The organism is Desulfovibrio sp. (genome assembly GCF_034006445.1).
GTDB lineage: Bacteria > Desulfobacterota > Desulfovibrionia > Desulfovibrionales > Desulfovibrionaceae > Desulfovibrio.
On record NZ_JAVESS010000001.1, the window covers coordinates 524,746 to 544,119 of the forward strand.

The 19,374-nt window shown below is 54.7% G+C and carries 17 protein-coding genes and 1 other RNA gene; 14 read left to right on the forward strand and 4 right to left on the reverse strand.

Features of this window, described 5'->3' with window-relative positions:
• Nucleotides 1–28 precede the first annotated feature (28 nt).
• Complete coding sequence (gene yihA, locus RBR41_RS02145; protein ID WP_320350634.1) at nt 29–628, reverse strand: ribosome biogenesis GTP-binding protein YihA/YsxC; 600 nt, start codon at nt 626–628, stop codon at nt 29–31.
• A gap of 188 nt (nt 629–816) precedes the next feature.
• Between yihA and efp the strand changes: the two genes are divergently transcribed.
• The 6 genes from efp (at nt 817) to pgm (ending at nt 9,752) form a co-directional block, all read left to right on the forward strand.
• The gene (efp, locus tag RBR41_RS02150; RefSeq protein WP_291302594.1) at nt 817–1,374 is read left to right on the forward strand and encodes an elongation factor P; all 558 of its coding nucleotides are present in this window, start codon (nt 817–819) and stop codon (nt 1,372–1,374) included.
• Between the two features lie 66 nt (nt 1,375–1,440).
• Complete coding sequence (locus RBR41_RS02155; protein ID WP_413785120.1) at nt 1,441–3,990, forward strand: DNA translocase FtsK; 2,550 nt, start codon at nt 1,441–1,443, stop codon at nt 3,988–3,990.
• 74 nt (nt 3,991–4,064) lie between these two features.
• The gene (gene lolA / locus RBR41_RS02160; RefSeq protein WP_413785123.1) at nt 4,065–4,733 is read left to right on the forward strand and encodes an outer membrane lipoprotein chaperone LolA; all 669 of its coding nucleotides are present in this window, start codon (nt 4,065–4,067) and stop codon (nt 4,731–4,733) included.
• Between the two features lie 320 nt (nt 4,734–5,053).
• Nucleotides 5,054–6,523 carry a 30S ribosomal protein S1 gene (locus tag RBR41_RS02165; RefSeq protein ID WP_320350638.1) on the forward strand — a complete coding sequence of 490 codons (1,470 nt, stop codon included), beginning with the start codon at nt 5,054–5,056 and terminating at the stop codon, nt 6,521–6,523.
• Between the two features lie 14 nt (nt 6,524–6,537).
• On the forward strand, nt 6,538–7,968 hold the full coding sequence (locus tag RBR41_RS02170) for a DegQ family serine endoprotease (RefSeq protein ID WP_320350640.1): 1,431 nt from the start codon (nt 6,538–6,540) through the stop codon (nt 7,966–7,968).
• A 140-nt stretch (nt 7,969–8,108) separates the two neighbouring features.
• Nucleotides 8,109–9,752 carry a phosphoglucomutase (alpha-D-glucose-1,6-bisphosphate-dependent) gene (pgm, locus tag RBR41_RS02175; RefSeq protein WP_320350642.1) on the forward strand — a complete coding sequence of 548 codons (1,644 nt, stop codon included), beginning with the start codon at nt 8,109–8,111 and terminating at the stop codon, nt 9,750–9,752.
• Between the two features lie 75 nt (nt 9,753–9,827).
• Here the strand turns inward: pgm and RBR41_RS02180 are convergent, their stop codons facing one another.
• Nucleotides 9,828–10,247: a DUF4019 domain-containing protein gene (locus RBR41_RS02180; RefSeq protein WP_320350643.1), complete on the reverse strand. Its 420-nt coding sequence runs from the start codon at nt 10,245–10,247 to the stop codon at nt 9,828–9,830.
• A 10-nt stretch (nt 10,248–10,257) separates the two neighbouring features.
• On the reverse strand, nt 10,258–10,977 hold the full coding sequence (locus tag RBR41_RS02185) for a pseudouridine synthase (protein ID WP_413785124.1): 720 nt from the start codon (nt 10,975–10,977) through the stop codon (nt 10,258–10,260).
• Between the two features lie 598 nt (nt 10,978–11,575).
• Here RBR41_RS02185 and rdgC point away from each other — a divergent pair.
• The 8 genes from rdgC to RBR41_RS02225 all read left to right on the forward strand — a co-directional run bounded on the left by rdgC (nt 11,576) and on the right by RBR41_RS02225 (nt 18,929).
• The gene (rdgC, locus tag RBR41_RS02190; protein ID WP_320350647.1) at nt 11,576–12,199 is read left to right on the forward strand and encodes a recombination-associated protein RdgC; all 624 of its coding nucleotides are present in this window, start codon (nt 11,576–11,578) and stop codon (nt 12,197–12,199) included.
• Between the two features lie 12 nt (nt 12,200–12,211).
• A complete protein-coding gene (locus RBR41_RS02195) occupies nt 12,212–12,739 on the forward strand; it encodes a hypothetical protein (protein WP_179981615.1) in 528 nt (175 codons plus the stop codon).
• A gap of 10 nt (nt 12,740–12,749) precedes the next feature.
• Complete coding sequence (locus tag RBR41_RS02200) at nt 12,750–13,781, forward strand: ABC transporter permease (RefSeq protein ID WP_320350650.1); 1,032 nt, start codon at nt 12,750–12,752, stop codon at nt 13,779–13,781.
• Complete coding sequence (locus RBR41_RS02205) at nt 13,781–14,617, forward strand: ABC transporter permease (protein WP_320350651.1); 837 nt, start codon at nt 13,781–13,783, stop codon at nt 14,615–14,617. Before RBR41_RS02200 ends, RBR41_RS02205 begins: the two co-directional genes overlap by 1 nt.
• 66 nt (nt 14,618–14,683) lie before the next feature.
• Nucleotides 14,684–16,282 carry a DNA repair protein RecN gene (locus tag RBR41_RS02210; protein ID WP_320350652.1) on the forward strand — a complete coding sequence of 533 codons (1,599 nt, stop codon included), beginning with the start codon at nt 14,684–14,686 and terminating at the stop codon, nt 16,280–16,282.
• A gap of 296 nt (nt 16,283–16,578) precedes the next feature.
• Nucleotides 16,579–17,112 carry a hypothetical protein gene (locus tag RBR41_RS02215; RefSeq protein WP_320350654.1) on the forward strand — a complete coding sequence of 178 codons (534 nt, stop codon included), beginning with the start codon at nt 16,579–16,581 and terminating at the stop codon, nt 17,110–17,112.
• A 48-nt stretch (nt 17,113–17,160) separates the two neighbouring features.
• Nucleotides 17,161–17,538, forward strand: a transfer-messenger RNA (tmRNA) gene (gene ssrA / locus RBR41_RS02220).
• A gap of 176 nt (nt 17,539–17,714) precedes the next feature.
• A complete protein-coding gene (locus RBR41_RS02225) occupies nt 17,715–18,929 on the forward strand; it encodes a tyrosine-type recombinase/integrase (protein ID WP_320350656.1) in 1,215 nt (404 codons plus the stop codon).
• On the opposite strand, the gene RBR41_RS02230 is transcribed toward RBR41_RS02225, so the two are convergent.
• Nucleotides 18,875–19,141 carry a helix-turn-helix transcriptional regulator gene (locus RBR41_RS02230; RefSeq protein ID WP_320350658.1) on the reverse strand — a complete coding sequence of 89 codons (267 nt, stop codon included), beginning with the start codon at nt 19,139–19,141 and terminating at the stop codon, nt 18,875–18,877. The two genes, RBR41_RS02225 and RBR41_RS02230, sit on opposite strands and share 55 nt — an antisense overlap.
• Nucleotides 19,142–19,374 lie beyond the last annotated feature (233 nt).

Here is a 19,374-nt window from a genome sequence, read left to right on the forward strand (position 1 = left end):
GCACTCCTGCATTTTCCGCCAGGGGAGGCTACGGAGCCTTGATGATTGGCGCTTCAACCCCTGCCGCCTGCGCCAGTGCGCGCCATAGGGCATCAATGCCCAAACGGCTGCTGGATGAGGTCAGCACGGGGCAGATGCCCAGTATGTCCTGCCACTCCTTTTGGCGCGCCGAGCGTTCACGCTGATTGCATTTGTCGGCCTTGGTCAGTATGGGCACCAGGAGCAGGCGGTTTCTCTGCGCAAACGAGGCAAGATTCAGGTCAAGCTGCTGGGGCGTCAGGCGGCAGTCGAGCAGCAGAGCAAGCGCTTTGAGACTGGCGCACTCAACCAGATACTGTTCCAGCAGTTTGGCCCACTTTTCACGTTCACTATGGCTGGCCCGGGCATAGCCATAGCCGGGCAGGTCCACAAGATAGAAATTCAAGGGTTCCACCAGGTAAAAATTGACAGAGCGGGTTTTACCGGGCGTGGAACTGACCTTGGCCAGCTTTTTTCTGCCAGCCAACGCATTGATAAGTGAAGATTTGCCGACATTGGAACGGCCAGCAAGGGCTATCTGCGCTTCAGGACGGGTAGTGAGCTGATCCAGTGTATAAGCCGTGCTTTCCAGCGTAAGGCTGACAGCCATAAAAACCTCATGTGATACTTGAGAGTTGAGTATTGACAAGTGCTCAATTTTCAGCAAAAATTTACAGTTCGGAATCGTGATTTCCTTCAAAGCACTTCCGTACAAGGTAGCCGCTCTTGCCCCAGTTGGCAAATGACCGGCCTTAATGCCAGTTTATGCCGATATGCGGCGACAAGTAGGAGGTAACTATGTATTCAACCACGGATTTTCGCAAGGGTCTTAAAATTGAAGTCGAAGGCATCCCTTACGAAATTGTGGACTTTCAGCACTTCAAGCCCGGCAAGGGCGGCGCCATGGTACGCACCAAGCTGCGTAACATTCTCACTGGCCGCATGCAGGACATCACCTTCCGTTCCGGTGAAAAGGTCGGCAAGCCCGATCTTGAAACCCGCGACATGCAGTTCCTGTATCGCCAGGATGACGAACTCATTTTTATGGATATGACCACATACGAGCAGCTGCAAATGTCCCTCGCAACCACTGACGGTAAAGAGGGCTTTTTGAAGGACGGTCAGGAATGCCGCGTGCTGCTTTACAAGGGCAGCCCGCTGGACATAGACATTCCAGTAAGCATGGTGCTGACTGTTGTGGAAACCGAGCCTGGCGCCAAGGGCGACACTGTCAGCAATGTCACCAAACCCGCCAAGCTCGAAACTGGCCTTGTTGTTCAGGTTCCCATTTTTGTTAACGAAGGTGACCGCGTAAAAGTGGACACCCGCTCCAAGGAATACCTGGGCCGCGAATAATGACCGGTTCGGGAGGGTAGCCCCACGGACGCCCATAAATTCAGCCGCGAACTTTTTGGCCTTTTTTTGCTCTTCTGGGCATTGCTGCTTTTGCTCAGCCTGCTCAGCTTTGACGCCAATGACCCCAGCCTTAATCATGTGGTCAGTGGAACAGTTGAAGTGCACAACAAGGCTGGCCTTTTTGGCGCGTACACTGCGGGCTTTCTCAACGATGTGTTTGGCGTGGCCGCCTTCCTTTGCCCATTGGTTTTTGGCGCACTGGGAGCGGCCTACGTTTCTCCTGCCTATGGCTTGCACTGGTGGCGCTGGTGCGGCTTCTTTCTGCTGACCATCTGCCTGCTCGTCACTGGCGCTGCCTGGGATTTTTCCTTTGGTGACGTATGGGGCGGCGGCATGGTCGGCAGCGCTCTGCACCGCAATGCCAGCCTTTACCTCAGTCCTGGCGGTTCAGCCATTGTCTGGATTTTTATTTTTCTTGCCGGGCTGCAACTGGCGTGGAACATCTCCTGGTTCAGTTTGGCCGGACGGCTGCTTCACGCTTTGCGCCAACGACTTGAAGCCAGGTTGGCCGCCGCTGATGGGGCCTCTCAGGCAGAAGCCGCTGGCAAGAACGGAAACAAGACCGGCAAGTCGGGTTCAGGGCAGTCTGCCCGCCAGCAGGTGCAGCCTGAAATAGTGCAGCATACCCTGACTCCTGTGCAGGAAGAAAAAGCGGTTGCCGCATCAAAGTTCAAATTTGCCTGGCCCGACTGGTCGTTTTTGGCCCGGTGGCGCGACAAGTTGGGTGATATCCATCCCACTGCGGACTCGTTGCCGGATGTTTATGACGCCGATGGCGAAAAAACTCCGGCTTCTGCCAGAACAGCGGAGAACAACCGCGAACCGGCGGTTCCGTTGGCGCCCGTCAGCCAAGACCTGGAAGATGATCCTTTTGCTGTCGCACAGGATCTGAATGGCCAACCGCTGGTACAGGGGGCAAGCCGCTCCGGCAGGACGCCTTCGGCGGCCCAGCCGCCTCGTGCCGAATCCGCTGCGGATGATTACGGCAGCACCACAGAAGACATGCACAGCGAGGCTGCGTCCGAGCCGTCAGCGGTCAAGGACGGACATGCCGCATCTCGCGCCCAGGAGCCGTCCTCAAAGACCGGACTTGTGGGCAAAATTACTGCGCCATTTCGCAAAAAGGCTGCCATCCCGCTTCCTGGCCTTGATCTGCTGGCTCCGCCATCGCCCCAGGCGGGCGGACTCAGCCGTGAAGACCTTCAGGCCAGAGGGCAGACCCTCATGGCCTGCCTCAATGATTTTGACATTCAAAGCGAACTTGTGCGCATAACCCCCGGGCCGGTTGTTACCATGTTCGAAGTTCGCCCGGCACCTGGCATCCGCGTGAGCCGCATAGCCAACCTCACAGACGACCTTGCGCTGGCGCTCAAGGCGGTGGCCATTCGCATTCAGGCGCCTATTCCCGGCTCTGATACCGTTGGCATTGAAATCCCCAATGAGCAGCGCGAGACCGTAAACTTTCGCGAACTTGCCTCCTGCGAGGATTTTCGCACCGGTTGCGGCCCCCTGACCATGATTCTTGGCAAGGACATTGCCGGCAAGCCGTTTATGGCCGACCTGACCCGCATGCCTCACCTGCTTGTGGCCGGAGCCACAGGCGCTGGAAAAAGCGTGTGCCTTAACGGCATTCTCGTCAGTTTGCTCTACCGTACCCAGCCGCAGGACATGCAACTTTTGCTTATCGATCCCAAGCGCATCGAAATGGCTGTTTATGCGGATGAACCCCATTTGGTGCATCCTGTTGTTACGGAAATGAGCGAGGCCAAGAACGCTCTGGACTGGGCCGTTCATGAAATGGATCGCCGTTATGCGGCCATGGCGCGCCTTGGCGTACGTAACGTCGCGGGCTTTAATCAAAAGCTTGCCGCTTACAAGAACGACTTGCCTCCGGATTTTTCAGACCTTGAGCCTTTGCCCTATCTGGTCATTGTCATTGACGAACTTGCTGACCTCATGATGACGGCCGCTCGCGAAGTGGAAACCAGCATCGTACGTCTGGCGCAACTGGCCCGCGCCGCAGGCATACACCTGATTCTGGCAACGCAAAGGCCAAGCGTGGATGTCGTCACTGGCCTGATCAAGGCAAACTTTCCCTGCCGCATATCCTTCCAGGTGACCTCCAAGCATGACTCACGCACCATCCTTGATCAGGTGGGAGCCGAACATCTTCTTGGCCGGGGTGACATGCTGTTCAAGCCCAGTGGTGGACGGCTGCAACGCCTGCACGGCCCCTTCCTGAGTGATGAGGAAGTGCAGGACGTCGTAAACCACTGGAAGCGCCATGTAAGCCCGTCCTATAAGGTGGATTTTTCTCAATGGGGGCTGGATGCCGCCATGGGGGGCGTAAACGGCGGTGGTGGTGATGCGGCCCAGGATCCGCTGTATGGCGAGGTACAGGTTTTCGTGAGCGAGCAGGGCCGGGCGTCCATATCCCTGGTGCAGCGCCGCTTTAAGATCGGCTTCAACCGGGCGGCGCGCCTGGTGGAGCAGTTGGAACACGACGGCATCATCGGCCCGGCGGACGGCAGCAAGCCCCGCGCGGTCGTAAAATGACAGTAAAAATTCTTACTACAGTTTCTTGCCATGTGGTCAAAGCCCTGGTGGGCTGTGGAGGTTGTATGCGTAAGATGTGCGCACTGGTGGTCGCCCTGGCCCTGAGTTTTTCCATAGTTCCGGCTGTGCCGGCATCGGCTGTTGATATGGCCGCGGCCATTCAGGCCCGCTACGAAAAAACCGGCTCATTTTCAGCCGACTTTGAACAGACCCTCACACACAAGGAAAGCGGTTCTGTTGAAAAACGACAGGGTAAACTGCTGTTCAAAAAACCGCTGCTTATCCATTGGCAGACGGCCAAGCCCCATGAGGAAACCCTCGTGGTCACTGGCAAGGAAATCTGGAACTACCTGCCGGATGAAGCGATAGCGTACCGCTATCCTCTCACTCTGGTGCAGGATTCACGGAGCATTATTCAGGTAATCACGGGGCAGGCCGCCCTGACCAAGGATTTTGATGTGAAGTCCGAGGGCAAAGAAGACGGCCTGGCCAAGCTGCGCCTTTTTCCCAAAGAGCCCGCCCCGCAAATGGTTGAGGCCATTATATGGGTTGAGCCCGACACAGGGTATATCAAAAGGGCAAACATACTGGATTTTTATGGCAATAGTAATGAAATCCGCTTCACCCGTTTTGCGCCTGATGTGAATGTGAAGGCTTCGGATTTTACCTTTACGCCCCCCAAAGGCATAGAAGTTGAAGATCGCATTGAGCACGCCGTGCCAGAAAAAGAGCTGTTCCAGTAGCTAGGCCCTGTAAAGATTTCGGCCAGCTATACTGACAAGGCAAAAGGCCGTGTCGCATGACTGCGATGCGGCCTTTAATATATAGGGGGAACATCAGGCAATTGTAGTGTTGAAACCTGTTCCGCCCCTGACCTGTAGTCCCCTTGTGGCCGGGCGCAGATCACGACCAACCCGCCCCTTAACCACAAGAAAAAAATTATCAATGTAATATAATTGAGTAATTTTGTGCCGGAGCAAGCAAAACATCGTTGTTTTCTGCATCCGTATGAAGTATAATTTTTAACTTGAGCAAATAAGCCCAGCTTTAAGGAGCAGGAAATATGACCGAGGAAAAGTTCGCGGCCTCCATGCAGGAGGAAGGCGTTGAGGATTTTGCCGCCATGCTGGCAGCCCATGAAACTTCTGGACACCGTCTTCAGACTGGCCAGAAAGTGACAGGCACCGTTATCGCCATTACAGGCGACAGCGTGTTTGTTGACGTGGGCATTAAGGTTGACGGCATTATGGAACGAAAAGAAATCCTTGACGCTGAAGGCAAGGAAACCGCGGGCCCTGGTGACACCGTGGAAGCATGGGTGATCGGTGTTTCATCACAAGAAATCCGCCTTTCCCGCTCCATGAGCGGCAGCGGGGTGGCTGCGCTGGAAGAAGCGCGCGACGCGGGCTTGCCCGTTGAGGGCCGCATCGCTGGCGCCTGCAAGGGCGGCTATTCTGTTGAAGTTATGGGTAAAACCGCATTCTGTCCCGGCAGCCAGATTGGTCTTGCCACCACTGAAGAAGCGGATTCCCTTGTGGGACGCACCTTGCAGTTCCTCGTCATCAGGGTTGAGAACAGGGGGCGCAATATTGTCGTTTCCCACAGGGCCCTTCTTGACCGTGAACGGCAGGCGCAACTTGAAGTATTGCTTGAAAAACTCAACGTTGGCGACACCGTTGAAGGCAAAATAACCCGCTTTGCACCTTTTGGCGCTTTTATGGAGCTGGATTCGGCCGTTGAAGGCATGATCCATCTTTCAGAGCTTTCCTGGTCGCGCGTGGGCGCTCCTGACGAAGCTGTCTCTCTGGGTGACATTGTGCGCGCCAAAGTGCTCTCCATCAGTAAAAATGATAAAGGGCAGGTACGCATCTCCCTTTCACGCAAACAGGCCCAGGGCGATCCCTGGCAGGATGTGGACCAGAAGCTTGAGTCCGGAGCCGTTGTGCAGGGGCGGGTAGTGCGCTTGGCCCCCTTTGGCGTTTTTGTTGAAATTCTGCCTGGAATTGAAGGTCTGGCGCACATCTCTGAATTGTCGTGGACCAAACGCGTCACAAAACCTGAAGAGATCGTTCACGTTGGCGACACTGTCGCCGTGAAAATCAAAGACATCAACAGCGAATCCCGCCGTATTTCACTGAGTTTGCGTGAAGCCGAGGGTGATCCCTGGCAGGACGCCGCTCAGCGTTTTGCTGCAGGATCCCTTGTGCAAGGAACAGTTGACGGGCGTAGCCCGCATGGACTTTTCATCGCGCTCGCACCCGGCATTACTGGTCTTTTGCCAGCAGGCGTCATCAAGAACGCCAAAAATTCCGGTCAGTACAGCAAATTGGACAAGGGCGACAGCGTCACCCTGATAGTACAAAATATCGATACCACTGCACGCCGCATCAGCCTTGCTCCTGAAGGCACCGAAGCCACGGCGGCAGTGGACGACAAGGCTTGGAAACAACACGCCAATCTTGGCAGAGCTACTGAAAACACCGGGATAAACACACTGGCACAAGCTTTGCATAAGGCTATGCAAAACAAGTAACTAGGAGTTTTTCCATGTTTATAAAAAGATGTTTAGCAGGGCTGCTGGCCGTTACCTTTGTGGTGACGGCCCAGTTTGCCCAGGCAATAAACCTGCCGGACTTCAGCGAACTGGCCGCCAAAAGCGGCCCTGCGGTCGTCAATATCAATACTGAAAAAACGACCACCAGTGGCGGCGGCTCTGAAGAACTTTTCGGCGAGATGTTCCGCAATATGCCTCCAGGCTTTGACAAGTTTTTTGATCAGTTTGGCGGCAGGCGCGACGGCAAAAGGCCCCAATCCAAGCAAAAATCGCTTGGCTCTGGTTTTTTGGTGTCGGCTGACGGTTATATCGTCACCAACAACCATGTGGTAGCCGATGCCGATGTCATCCGCGTTACGCTGGATCAAAAAAACGGTAAAAGTGATTCTTTTACGGCCACCCTTATTGGGGCTGATGAAGAAACAGATTTGGCCCTGCTGAAGGTTGATGGAAAAACAGATCTGCCTTTTCTGGTTTTTGGCAATTCCGACGCCCTTAATGTCGGCGAATGGCTGCTGGCCATCGGCAACCCCTTTGGTCTGGATCACACGGTGACTGCTGGTATTCTGTCTGCCAAAAACCGTAATATTCACGCTGGTCCTTTTGACAACTTTCTTCAGACTGACGCCTCCATCAATCCCGGCAACAGTGGCGGCCCGCTGCTGAACATGCAGGGACAGGTTGTAGGCATCAATACAGCCATCATTGCCAGCGGGCAGGGCATTGGCTTTGCTATCCCCAGCAACATGGCCGCCAAAATCATCGACCAGATCAAGAGCGGCAAAAAAGTCAGCCGCGGCTGGATCGGTGTGACCATTCAGGACGTTGAAGAGAACGCGGCCAAGGCTTTGGGCATGAAGGACGCCAAGGGCGCCCTTATCGGCAGCGTTATGGAAAATGAACCTGCGGCCAAAGGCGGCATGAAGGACGGCGACGTAATTGTGGCCGTGGACGGCAAGGACATTGACGACGCCTCAGCCCTGTTGCGCGCCATTGCCGAAAAAACTCCCGGCAGCCAGGCCGTCATCAAGGTCTGGCGTGACGGCAAGACCATGGATCTTACGGTGACCCTGGGCGAACGCCAGTCCACTTCCCAGGCTGCAGCCGGAAGCAAGGGTGAAGCCAAACAAAGCGAAGGTTTGCTCGGCATTTCGGTTCGCCCCTTGAATGACGCCGAACGCCGCGATATGAAGATTGACAAGAACGAAGGCCTGCTCATCGTTGATGTGGCTGCCAACAAGCCAGCCGCTGACGTTGATCTGCGCCCCGGAGACGTGATTCTCAAGGCGAACCTGAAGCCTGTGAACACGTCTGCAGCGTTGTCAAAAATTGTGAACGAGGAGGGAGTCAAGCGCGGAGCCATCATGCTGCAAATTTCGCGGCGTGGTGATGTTGCCTTCCGTACTGTGCCTCTCGGTAAATAGGGACGGCCATTACGCCAACCCTTGATTTCGGGGTCGCCTCAAAGCGGGGCGACCCCTTTTTTGCGCCCTGTTTCCGCCTGCCTCGCGCGTGACAAGCCCTAATCCCCTATGCTAATTTGCAATTACAGCGGAGGTACGTCATGCCTGTAGTCCATGCCAGAGCCGGAGAATTTCCTACACCGGAAGACCTTGAAAATATTCCTGTTCTTGTCAGCGCCTATTTTACCGAATATCCCAATCCCGCTGTTCCGGCCCAGCGGGTGTCGTTTGGCACATCCGGGCATCGCGGCTCTTCGCTGCTGCAAACCTTTAATGAAGAACATATTTATGCCATCACTCAAGCCGTATGCGACTACCGAAAGGCCAATGGCATTGACGGGCCGCTCTTTTTGGGGGGCGATACCCATGCCCTGTCAGAGGCGGCCTTTCGTTCGGCCCTTGAGGTGCTGGTGGCCAATGACGTGCAGGTGCGCATCGCTCCCACAGGAATGTACACAGCGACCCCTGCCATCTCGCACGCCATCCTGAGCTGGAATGCCGGGCGCGTCACGGCCCTGGCCGACGGCATCGTCATCACTCCTTCACATAATCCCCCTCGTGACGGCGGCTTCAAATATAATCCGCCTCACGGCGGCCCGGCTGAAACGCACGTTACCGACCTGATAGAAAAAAATGCCAATGCCTACCTTGAAAAAGGCAATCGCGGCGTGCAGTTGACCCATCTGCGAGCTGCGCTCAGCTCTCCGCTGGTAGAAGAATATGACTTCATAGGCTCTTATGTTGCTGACCTGCCCAAAGTCCTGAACATGAAGGCCATTGCAGCTTCCGGGTTGCGCCTTGGTGTGGACCCTCTGGGCGGGGCAAGCCTGCAGATGTGGGAACCCATAGCTGAAACCTATGGAATAGATATTACTGTGGTCAACAAGGCGGTAGACCCTACATTCCGCTTTGTGCCTTTTGACAAAGACGGTAAAATCCGCATGGACTGTTCCTCGCCCTATGCCATGAGCGGCCTTCTGCACATGCGCGACCGTTTTGACCTTGCCGTGGCCTGCGATCCCGATTCAGATCGCCATGGCATTGTCACCAGTCAGGGACTTATGAACCCCAACCATTTTTTGTCTGTAGCCGCCTGGTACCTGTTCCGTACGCGCGATGCCTGGCCCGTTGATGCCGGTATTGGCAAGACGCTTGTCACCAGCGCCCTGCTGGACAGGGTGGGGCAGGACATAAAGCGTCCTGTGGTGGAAGTGCCCGTGGGCTTCAAGTGGTTTGTGCCCTATCTTCTGAACGGCCGTTGCGGCCTGGGATGCGAAGAAAGCGCCGGGGCATCTTTCCTGTGCTTTGACGGCAGCCCCTGGAGCACTGACAAGGATGGCCCTCTCATGTGTCTGCTGGCTGCCGAGATGATGGCAGTAGAGCAGGCGTCGCCCAGCGAGTTGTATGAAAAACTCACAGCGCGGCTGGGCAGCCCCGTGTATCAGCGCCTGGATGCTCCGGCCGATGATCAGGTGCGTGCCAAGCTCAAGGCGCTGACGCCAGAAAGTGTGGACATGAAAGAACTTGGTGGTTCGCCGGTTACGGAGGTTATTACCAGGGCGCCTGGCAACGACGCGCCCATAGGCGGCGTAAAGGTTTCCAGCGCTGACGGCTGGTTTGCGGTGCGCCCCTCTGGAACCGAACCCATTTGCAAGGTATATACAGAAAGTTTTAAGGGTGAAGAACATTTGAACGACATGCAAAAGGACGCCATTGATTTTCTGGATCGACTGCTCAAATCCTGAACAAAAGAAGCGCTAATCTTTGCGGGAATATTTCCAATCCGGCTCCGTAAGGAGCCGGATTTTTTCCAAAGAGCGCTACTTGATAAAGTAGCCTATGGTGCGCCAGACGCCATCGTTTTCCTTTTGCATCAGCAAGGCTTCCACGGCTTCTTTTTTCTGCGCAAAGCCTGTTTGAAAACGAAAAATCGCATATTCACCATCGGGAACGCCGGGCAGCGTCGCAGTTGTTTCTGACGACGATACCTTTCTGGTTATGACATCGCCGAGAGGCTGCCGGGCTTTGGGCAGGGTCTTTTTCCATTCCTTCAGCTCGATGCCGGCTTTGAATGCTGCGGCAGCCTGATTCCACGTCGCCAGGGCGTCGCCTTTGTCGGCCAGGGCAAGCCAGGAGTTTGCCGCTTCCATTGCCTTGTCAGGCGCGCTTGCGCCGAACGCGGCCGAAGTGTTGACGCATAGGGCAAAAGCAATCAAAGAGCACAAAACAAGCTTCCGCATTTCAGCCTCCTTATATTGCAACACTTTTTTTCAATGCAGTGACCTCCACCGTGCTCAGGTGCCGTGCCGCCCCCGGGGCAAGCCGCCCCAGTTCCAGTGGCCCCTGCGCAACGCGTTTCAGACGCAGAATGGTCAGTCCAAAGTCGCGGCACATGCGGCGAATCTGGCGGTTGATCCCCTGATGCAGAACCATGCGCATCAGAGTGCCATTTGCAGCAGGGCGGGCGTCCACTTCCACAGGCATGAGTTTTTCACCTTCAGCCAGCACCATGCCCCGCCGCATGGCCGACAACGCCGCACCTGGCACAGCTCCGCGCACAAGAACTTCATAGACTTTTGGCTGATGATGCCGGGGATGCGTAAGGCGCTGGGCAAGCTGGCCATCATTGGTCAGCAGCAGTAATCCTTCCGAAAAGTAATCAAGACGTCCGACAGGGTAGAGGCGAAGCTTACGCACGTCTTCCGGCAGATAATCCATAACAGTAGGGCGACCCTCCGGGTCACTGACGGTGCAAACCACCTGTACTGGTTTGTAAAGCATGAGATAGCAAAAATTTTGCGCAGCGTTAAGCAATCGGCCATCAACGGCAATAACATCGCTCGGCTGTACCTGGCGACCAGGGTTAACCTCGGGCACACCGTTAACGACAACACGACCGGCAAGGATAAATTCGTCTGCTTTCCGGCGTGAGCACAGTCCGGAAGCAGCAATGGCTTTGTTTAAACGCAAGGAGTCTTCTGTACCGGAATCAGAGCCGGAATCAGATTTGTGCGCAGGCAAAGGGTTGCCAGTGGCTTTTCCGCCAGCCGCACCGTCTCGGTTATGGGCAGGCTTGGACAATGAAGAGGCTTTGCCACCCATTGGAGATGATGGCTCAGGCGCGGGTCCTTTTTGCAGGTCAGCACGCGCAGTTCGTGAAAAATCTTTATGGGCCCCGGATGTTGCGCGTGATGTCGGGCGTTTTGTATCAGGCCGTTGCGAACGATTGTGAGATGCCACCGTCTTCTCCTTGCAGTAAATGCTGTAAGGCATGGTGCAAGGAGAGGGGTGAGAGGTCAAGGACTGATCCACATTTCATGGAGTATTTTTATACTAAAGTTTACATAATTATCATTATGGGACATTATTATAAACAGATGCGAGAGCGCTTTCTATCCCGAACACCGTGGTTTCGGGTCTCAGACTCGTAGCCCAAACCCTCTCCATCTGATGATGACCGATGCTTTTGGCCACATATGGCAGACTTGCTCACAAGGCGGCTCTGACGTACAACACAAACCAGCGCCAACCAATATATTCGGCGGATGTTTCCAATCAAGGAGTTTTCATGGGCTTTGCCAACAGTGCGTGCAGCTTTACCCGCTTTCGCATACTTGATCCGATCCCCAATGACCTTTGGGCACAGATCCCCGACAAACTGAAGCAATACGCTTTTCGGGATATTGACGATATTCCTGAAATGCAGGCTCAGGGATGGGTCTGCTATGAAGACATGCTGGATACCGAATGGGCTACGGCGCCGCCGCAAAAAGGCGCATATATCGTTTTTTCCTTGCGCCTTGATATGCGGCGCATTCCTGCCGGTGTTATCAAAAAGCATCTGGCCGTGGCCCTGCGCGACGAAAAGAACCGCATGCACGAACAGGGAAAGAACTTCGTTTCGCGTGAACGCAAAAAGGAACTCAAGGAGCAGGTCATGCTCCGGCTGCGGATGCGCTTTTTGCCCATCCCCAGTGAGTTCAACGTGCTTTGGTCCATCGACAGAAATGAAGTCTGGTTTGCTTCAACTCAAAGCAAGATGATTGACCTTTTTATTGAGGAATTTCTTAAAACCTTTGACCTGAAGCTTGAACAGTTGACGCCCTACAATCTGGCGGATTCCATGCTTGATGAGGACGGCCTTTCGCGTCTCGATCAGCTTGAAGCCACACAATTTGCCCCCCTGTCTTAGCGGAGCCAGTACATGAGTATGCCCTATCTTGGAGAATCCACCGACATTGTTCTTGGTCAAGAATTTCTGACCTGGCTCTGGTATCAGAGCGATACGGCTCCCGGCGCGTTTACTGACAAGGAAGGAGCCCCCTTTTCCGTCTCTATGGAACAGAGAATTGTTGTCCAGGGCGGAGAAGGCGATGCTCGCGAAACAGCCTCGGTCTCCGGGTCGCTCTCTCCCCTGCGCGAGGCGCGCTTTGGCCTTGGCACCGGCAAAAAAGTCAGCCGCGCACTGATTCGCCTTGAAAAAGAAGAGCTGGCATTTCAGGTATCACTTAAAGCAGAAGACTTCTGCCTTAACAGCCTGAAAACCCCCAAGCTCGACAAGGGCGATAGTGATGACGATCCTGATGCCCTGCTGCTTGAAAAGTTCTACCTTATGGAAGTATGCACCAACCTTCTCGACGCCCTGTACGCCCGTTTTCTTGGCCTGCGGCTTTCCTCGCAATGGCAGAAAGAAGTGGAAGACATGCGCCAGTGGATGACCCGTACCGAATAGAGAGCCGCCCATGCCTCCCCTGCCCTCGCATAACCGCCGCGCCAGACTGGCCGACATAGCAGCTGGCATCCTGCGCAAAACGCTCTGGATGCTTCTGGTGCTATGGGGCATTACGCTTATCAGCTTCTGGGTCATACATCTGGCTCCGGGTTCGCCCACGGATATGGAAACCACCCTGAATCCCCTGGCTGGTGAAGCCGCCCGGCAAAGGCTTGAGGTTTTGTACGGCCTCGACCGCCCCATCTATGTGCAATACTGGGACTGGCTGCTGCGCCTGCTGCATTTTGATTTCGGCAACTCCATGTCGGCGGATTCCCGCCCGGTGCTGACAAAGATTATGGAACGCCTGCCCCTTACCGTGGGCATGAACGTTACGGCAATGCTTCTTACCCTGCTTATTGCCATTCCCGTTGGCATAGCCTCGGCGTGCCGCCAGAACTCGCTCTTTGACCGCTCTGTCACTGTTCTGGTTTTTTTGGGTTTTGCCATGCCGTCTTTTTGGCTGGCCCTGCTGCTCATGATGTTTTTCGGCATCGAGCTGCAGTGGCTGCCCATTTCCGGCCTGACATCCATGAACTATGAGCAGCTGACCTTGTGGGGGAAATTTTGCGATCTGGCCAAACACCTGGCTTTGCCCATCCTCGTGTATACGGTTGGCGGCCTTGCCAGCATGTCGCGCTACATGCGCGCCTGCATGCTTGAAGTGCTGCGTCAGGATTATATCCTCACGGCCAGAGCAAAAGGCCTGAGCGAAACAACCATTATCAGGCGTCACGCATTGCGCAACGCCCTGCTGCCTGTCATCACGCTCCTTGGGCTTTCCGTGCCCGGCCTCATTGGCGGCAGCGTCATCATTGAATCAATTTTTGCCCTGCCGGGTCTTGGCCAGCTTTTTTACGCCGCGGTCATGGCCCGCGACTATACAATGATAATGGGCAACCTTGTTCTGGGAGCGGTACTTACCCTGTTTGGCAACCTGCTTGCTGACGTGTGCTACGGCCTGGCTGACCCGCGCATCAGAAACGCAAAGGACGATGCCTGATGTTGCCCAACGCCCTCAAAAAACTGCTTGGCCGCCATATCATGCTGCTGCTCGGCCTTTTTATTGTTTTGGGCATGTCCCTGGCGGCCCTGCTTGCCCCAGCCATTGCCCCCTACCATCCGGACACGCTGCACCTTGACCATATTCTGGAACCGCCCTCCTCGCTTTTCTGGCTTGGAACCGACAGACTTGGGCGCGACGTCTTTTCTCGCCTGCTGTATGGCGGGCGCATATCGCTTTGGGTCGGTTTTGTAGCTGTGGGCATATCCATCAGCATTGGCACCACCTTGGGGCTTATCAGCGGCTATTTCAGGCGATGGGTGGATGAAGTCATCATGCGCGCTGTCGACGTGATGCTGTGTTTTCCTTCATTTTTTCTTATCCTGGCGGTCATTGCTTTTCTGGAACCGGACCTTACCAATATAATGATTGTCATCGGACTCACCTCGTGGATGGGCGTGACGCGACTTGTCCGCGCCGAGACCCTCAGCTTGCGCGAGCGCGAATTTGTCGACGCTGCACGCCTTGCGGGCACGCCAACGAGCAAAATTCTTATCCGTCATATTTTGCCCAACGCCTTGGCCCCTGTGCTTATTACGGCCACATTGGGCGTTGCCGGGGCCATTCTGGTCGAATCGAGCCTGAGTTTTCTCGGGCTTGGCGTCCAGCCTCCCACCGCCAGTTGGGGCAATATGCTTATGGAAGGAAAAGCCGTGATCGAAAGCGCCTCCTGGCTGTCGGTCTATCCCGGTCTGGCTATCCTCATAACCGTGCTTGGCTACAACCTGCTGGGTGAAAGCCTGAGAGATATTTTTGACCCCAGGCTGCGGCGCTGATACACTGCGCAAGACCACAAACTTCAAGTTAAAGATTAACTTTAAATAATTGATGGCGTAAATAATATGCTGGAATACCTGCGCATCCGCAATCTCGCCCTCATCGAAGATATGCAGCTGGAGTTCGAACCGGGCATGAACGTGCTTACCGGTGAAACCGGAGCTGGCAAGAGCTTTATTCTTAAAGCTCTTGGCTTTTTGCTTGGCGACAGACTCACTGCGGATATGGTGCGCGCAGGAACAGAACGCGCCCAGGTTGAGGCCCTTTTTACGCTTGATGGCGAAGACATGGTCTTTCGCCGCGAAATTCTGGCGGAAAGCGGCCGCAGTCGCTTGTACATCAATGACGAACTGCGCTCTCAGGACAGTCTGCGTGATTTACGCCCCCGACTTGTGGCGCACACAAGCCAACACGCGCAGCAAAAACTTTTACAGCCCGCGTTTCAGGCGCGTCTTCTCGAAAGTGGCCTTGGTAACCCGGAACTCTTGCGTGAACGAGACGCCCTGCTCGCCCGTCTGAATGAAACCTCGGCCCAACGCAAGGCGCTGCTGGAGCGTCAGGCCGGGCTGGCTGAAAAGCGCGAACTGCTTGAAATGCAGCAACAGGAAATTGACAAGGTCGCTCCAGAAGAAAATGAAGAGGAGCGGCTGGAAGAAACCCGGGCCAAGGCCCGCTCTCTTGAGCATGTGCGCGAAAATTATGAACAGGCTCTGGCTCTTTTGCACGGTGATGATGCTGAGGGTCTGTTGGACATGCTCAGTCACTTTGAAAAAGTGCTCACACGCATGGCCAGGGATGACGACAGTCTGCAAAGCGATGCAGATGCCGTTACCGCGCTCCGCCAGCAGTTGTTTCACCTGGGCGGCCGCCTGCGCCGCCCCTCTCCCATGGAAGACCTGCCTGATATGGACCAGGTTGAAGAGAGACTTTTTGCTCTGGCCCAACTCAAACGCAAGCTGCACCGCACTTTGCCGCAAATATTGTCCTTGCGTGAAGAAATCGTTGAAAACTTGTCGTTTCTCGACATTTGCGCTCTTGATCTTGCCCGCCTTGGCAGGGAAGAAGAAGCGCTTGCAGAGCAGCTTTCTGGCATAGTCGCGCAAATCCTCCCCCTGCGCCGCAGCGCGGCAACCCTCATGGCAAATGCGCTTGAAGAGGAACTGCGGCAACTGGGTTTTTCAGAACAGGTGCGCGTCATTCCCCATTTCGAACAGCATGAAATCTGGCCAGGCATCAGTGATGAGCGCGGGCGCATCCTGTGGGCACCCAACCCTGGCCAACCCCCGCAACCCCTGGATAAAATAGCTTCGGGCGGCGAACTTTCGCGCTTTTTGCTGGCTCTCGCCAGCGTACGGCAAGATGAGGAAAGCGCCATTTTTATTTTTGACGAAGTCGACGCCGGAGTTGGCGGCCTAACCCTCAACAAGCTGGCCGAAAAACTGTACGCGCTGGCAAGCAGTCGCCAGATGCTTCTTATAACGCACTGGCCGCAGCTTGCGGCCCGGGCACGCAAGCATTTTCAGATCAGTAAAACCATACGGGACAACGCCACTTTCACGCTCTGTCTGCCACTGGACAAGGCGGCTCGCCATGAGGAGCTGGCCCGCATGGCCGGTGGAGGCGCACAGGGCGAGGCTGTGGCCCGCAGCCTTGAGGCGCAATAACCGGCATCTCTATCCTCAATTGCCCGGATTCCGCAAAGACTGAACGTGTCGGAAGATTTTGCCGCTGTTCCTTGCTGCTCCAAAGTGCTCATTTTTTGGCGCTCTGCTCTATCCCCTCCCCTCTTTTTCATTAATGATATCTCAACGACAAATTGTACTTTGAAGATATTCTTGATATTTTCTAGAATACTTTTTGGCAGTGGCTTTTTCTGACCGGTATGGCACCCATCTTGCTTTATATAGGGCACTGTGACTTTACACGGAAAAAATGACCATAAGCATATGCGGGGTAGCCTGTGACACCTGAAAGCCAAAACCAGATAAACAGCATGCTCCACGTGCAGTCCGGCAATGTTTCATCCAATCAGCACCGTTGGGTGTATGAAGGATCCCCCCTGGCAGCCCTTGATGAAACAACCCTGCAAATCCTGCGTGAGCTTGAGCGCTCTGGAGACTGCCTTGTTGAGGCCCTGGAAGCCCGACTTGAGATCATGCAGGAAGCCTTTATGACGCAGATCCGCAGTCAGGTTGAACAAATTGGCCTGAAGCTTGAAAGTCGGCTGCTGCTGTACCTGTCTGCTGCGGGTAAACTTGTCGTGGAAGGCAGTGATGCGGATGCGGAAGGTTTGTGTCGCATTATCGCTCAACAACCCAGTCTGCAGCGGCTCTTTCAGCAAATGGCTCAAGCGGCCCTGCTTTCCCACGGTCTTGCCGTGGCCTCACAGGCTCAGCAAGCACTGGCAGCGCAGGAAGAAACACTGGAAGCCCCCCTGTTCAGCCGATACCATATGTGCCTTAAAGGGCCGCTCTCACATTTCTATATCCGTTGAGCTTGCCAATCGGGCATAACAGTCTTATATTCCTCTTCCACCATATATGGGGGCGCACTGGTTTCGACGGGGACGTGGAAGCCTTAGCGGCAGGTCGAGGCGCCGCTGGCCTCGTAAAAAGCGGCACAAAAGTAATTGCCAACAACGATTACGACTACGCTTACGCTGCCTAATAACAGCGAGGCAAAGACCGTTTAACGGTCACGTCGTCCAGGGCTATGCCTGATAACCCTGGATGGCGACACTTATCAGGCTGGCGGAGACCGGAGCTCACCGGGGTTTTCCGCGAGGAGGTTACCGGCGAGATTGCTGCGTTGCGCCTGTTCAGGGGCCAACAACGTGGTGAAATCTATTCCTGAACTAAACCTGTAGATGCTTCGAGTGGAATGTTCTCGGACGGGGGTTCGATTCCCCCCGCCTCCACCATCAAACAATTTCAGCAAGGCTCACGATGTCTCATAAAGACTCGTGAGCCTTTTGTTTTAGCCAGTTTAAAGGGTTTTTCTGTTTCTCTGTGTGTCTCTCTGTATCTTGACAGCTCATGTTTATTGGGGGCATCACATGGGGGCATGTTTAAAATTCTACCAAAGGTGCCCCCACATATGCCCCCACTGACAGAAATTAAGCTGCGCGCAATTAAGCCAGGCGAAAAGGTCCAGAGGTATTATGACACCCTAGGGATGTACCTTGAAGTTACGCCCAGCGGTGGAAAATATTGGCGGCTGAAGTATCGCATTGACGGCAAAGAAAAACGTGCCGCGCTTGGGGTCTGGCCAGAGGTAAGTTTGAAGCAGGCGCGTGACAAACGTGATGACTTGAGAAAGCTGATTGCTTCTGGCAATGCCCCATCAAGTGCCCCTGCCCATAATCCAGGGTGCCAAACAGAAGGCACACAGAAAAAATTCAAAGACGTTGCCGAAGCCTGGCGCATGAACATGGGTAATGTTTGGGCAGATAGTCATGCTATTACAGTGCAAAGGCGTTTGGAGCTTGATGCATACCCGGCCCTTGGCGACGCTGATATAGCTCAGATTGCGCCCCAAGATGTCTTGGCAATGCTGCGAAAAATCGAAGAGCGAAAAGCTTATGAGACTGCCCAACGCGTGCTTGGGATATGCTCTCAGGTTTTTCGGTATGGTGTCGCCATTGGCGCCGTCACCTCAGATCCGTGCAGAGACTTGAGGGGGGCACTTGTCCCTCATGCCACGCAAAGCTTGGCCGCAATTACTGCCCCTAAAGAGGTCGGGGCGCTCATGTTGGGCATTGATGACTACAAGGGAAGCGCAATCGTAAGAGCGGCACTCAAATTGTCGGCTCTGACCTTTGCGCGTCCGGGAGAAATTCGGCATGCAGAATGGGGAGAAATAGATTTTGAGGAACGGGAATGGCGTATTCCCGCTGAAAAGATGAAGGCCCGCCGTGAGCATAGAATACCGCTTTCACGGCAGGCCCTGGAAGTCTTGGAGGGATTGCGCCCACTGACGGGGCACGGCAGGTATGTTTTCCCGGGGCCCCGTAAATGGCGGCCGCTCTCGGAAAACGGTGTGACCAGCGCTTTGCGCAGGATGGGGTATACCAGCGAAGAGATGACGGCGCATGGATTTCGCTCCATGGCCTCTACCCTGCTTAATGAGCTTGGAGAATTCCGCGCAGATGTGATTGAGGCGCAGTTAGCTCACAAAAACGGCGATTCAGTCAGGGCCATTTATAACCGGGCTGCATACATGGATGAACGCCGTGCTATGATGCAGAAATGGGCAGATTATTTGGACGGGTTAAGGGCAGTATCTGCCGGTGCTTCTGCAAGATTGTCATAAATGCGCTGCAGGTCGCCAAGCCGCCAATAAGGCGTTGTACCCATGTAACGCTGTTTTGGGACTATCCCTTTCTTAATATAACGGTAGAAAGTCGGGCGGGACATGCCAAGAAATTTCATGGCATCTTTGGCCCGAAGCATCCTGCCAGGGTCACTTTTTATATCGGCAGCAGTAGGTACAATAATGGCCGAAATGGATTCAGCGCAATTCATAACTCAGTCTCCTTCATATTAAATTCAATTACCCACACCCAAGGATTATCAGCCCAGGCGCAGCCAGGCCGCTTACCGTTGATGGAGTCCCAAAGATCGGCAAATGCGGATACCGGGTTGCATTGATGCGATATGGGCACTGTGCGGTTACTATCAGCGCACGTTCCACAGCGAACACAGGGACGGTCACATTCCACGGGGCAATTTACGCCTTCAGCCTGTGCGTCTTGCAT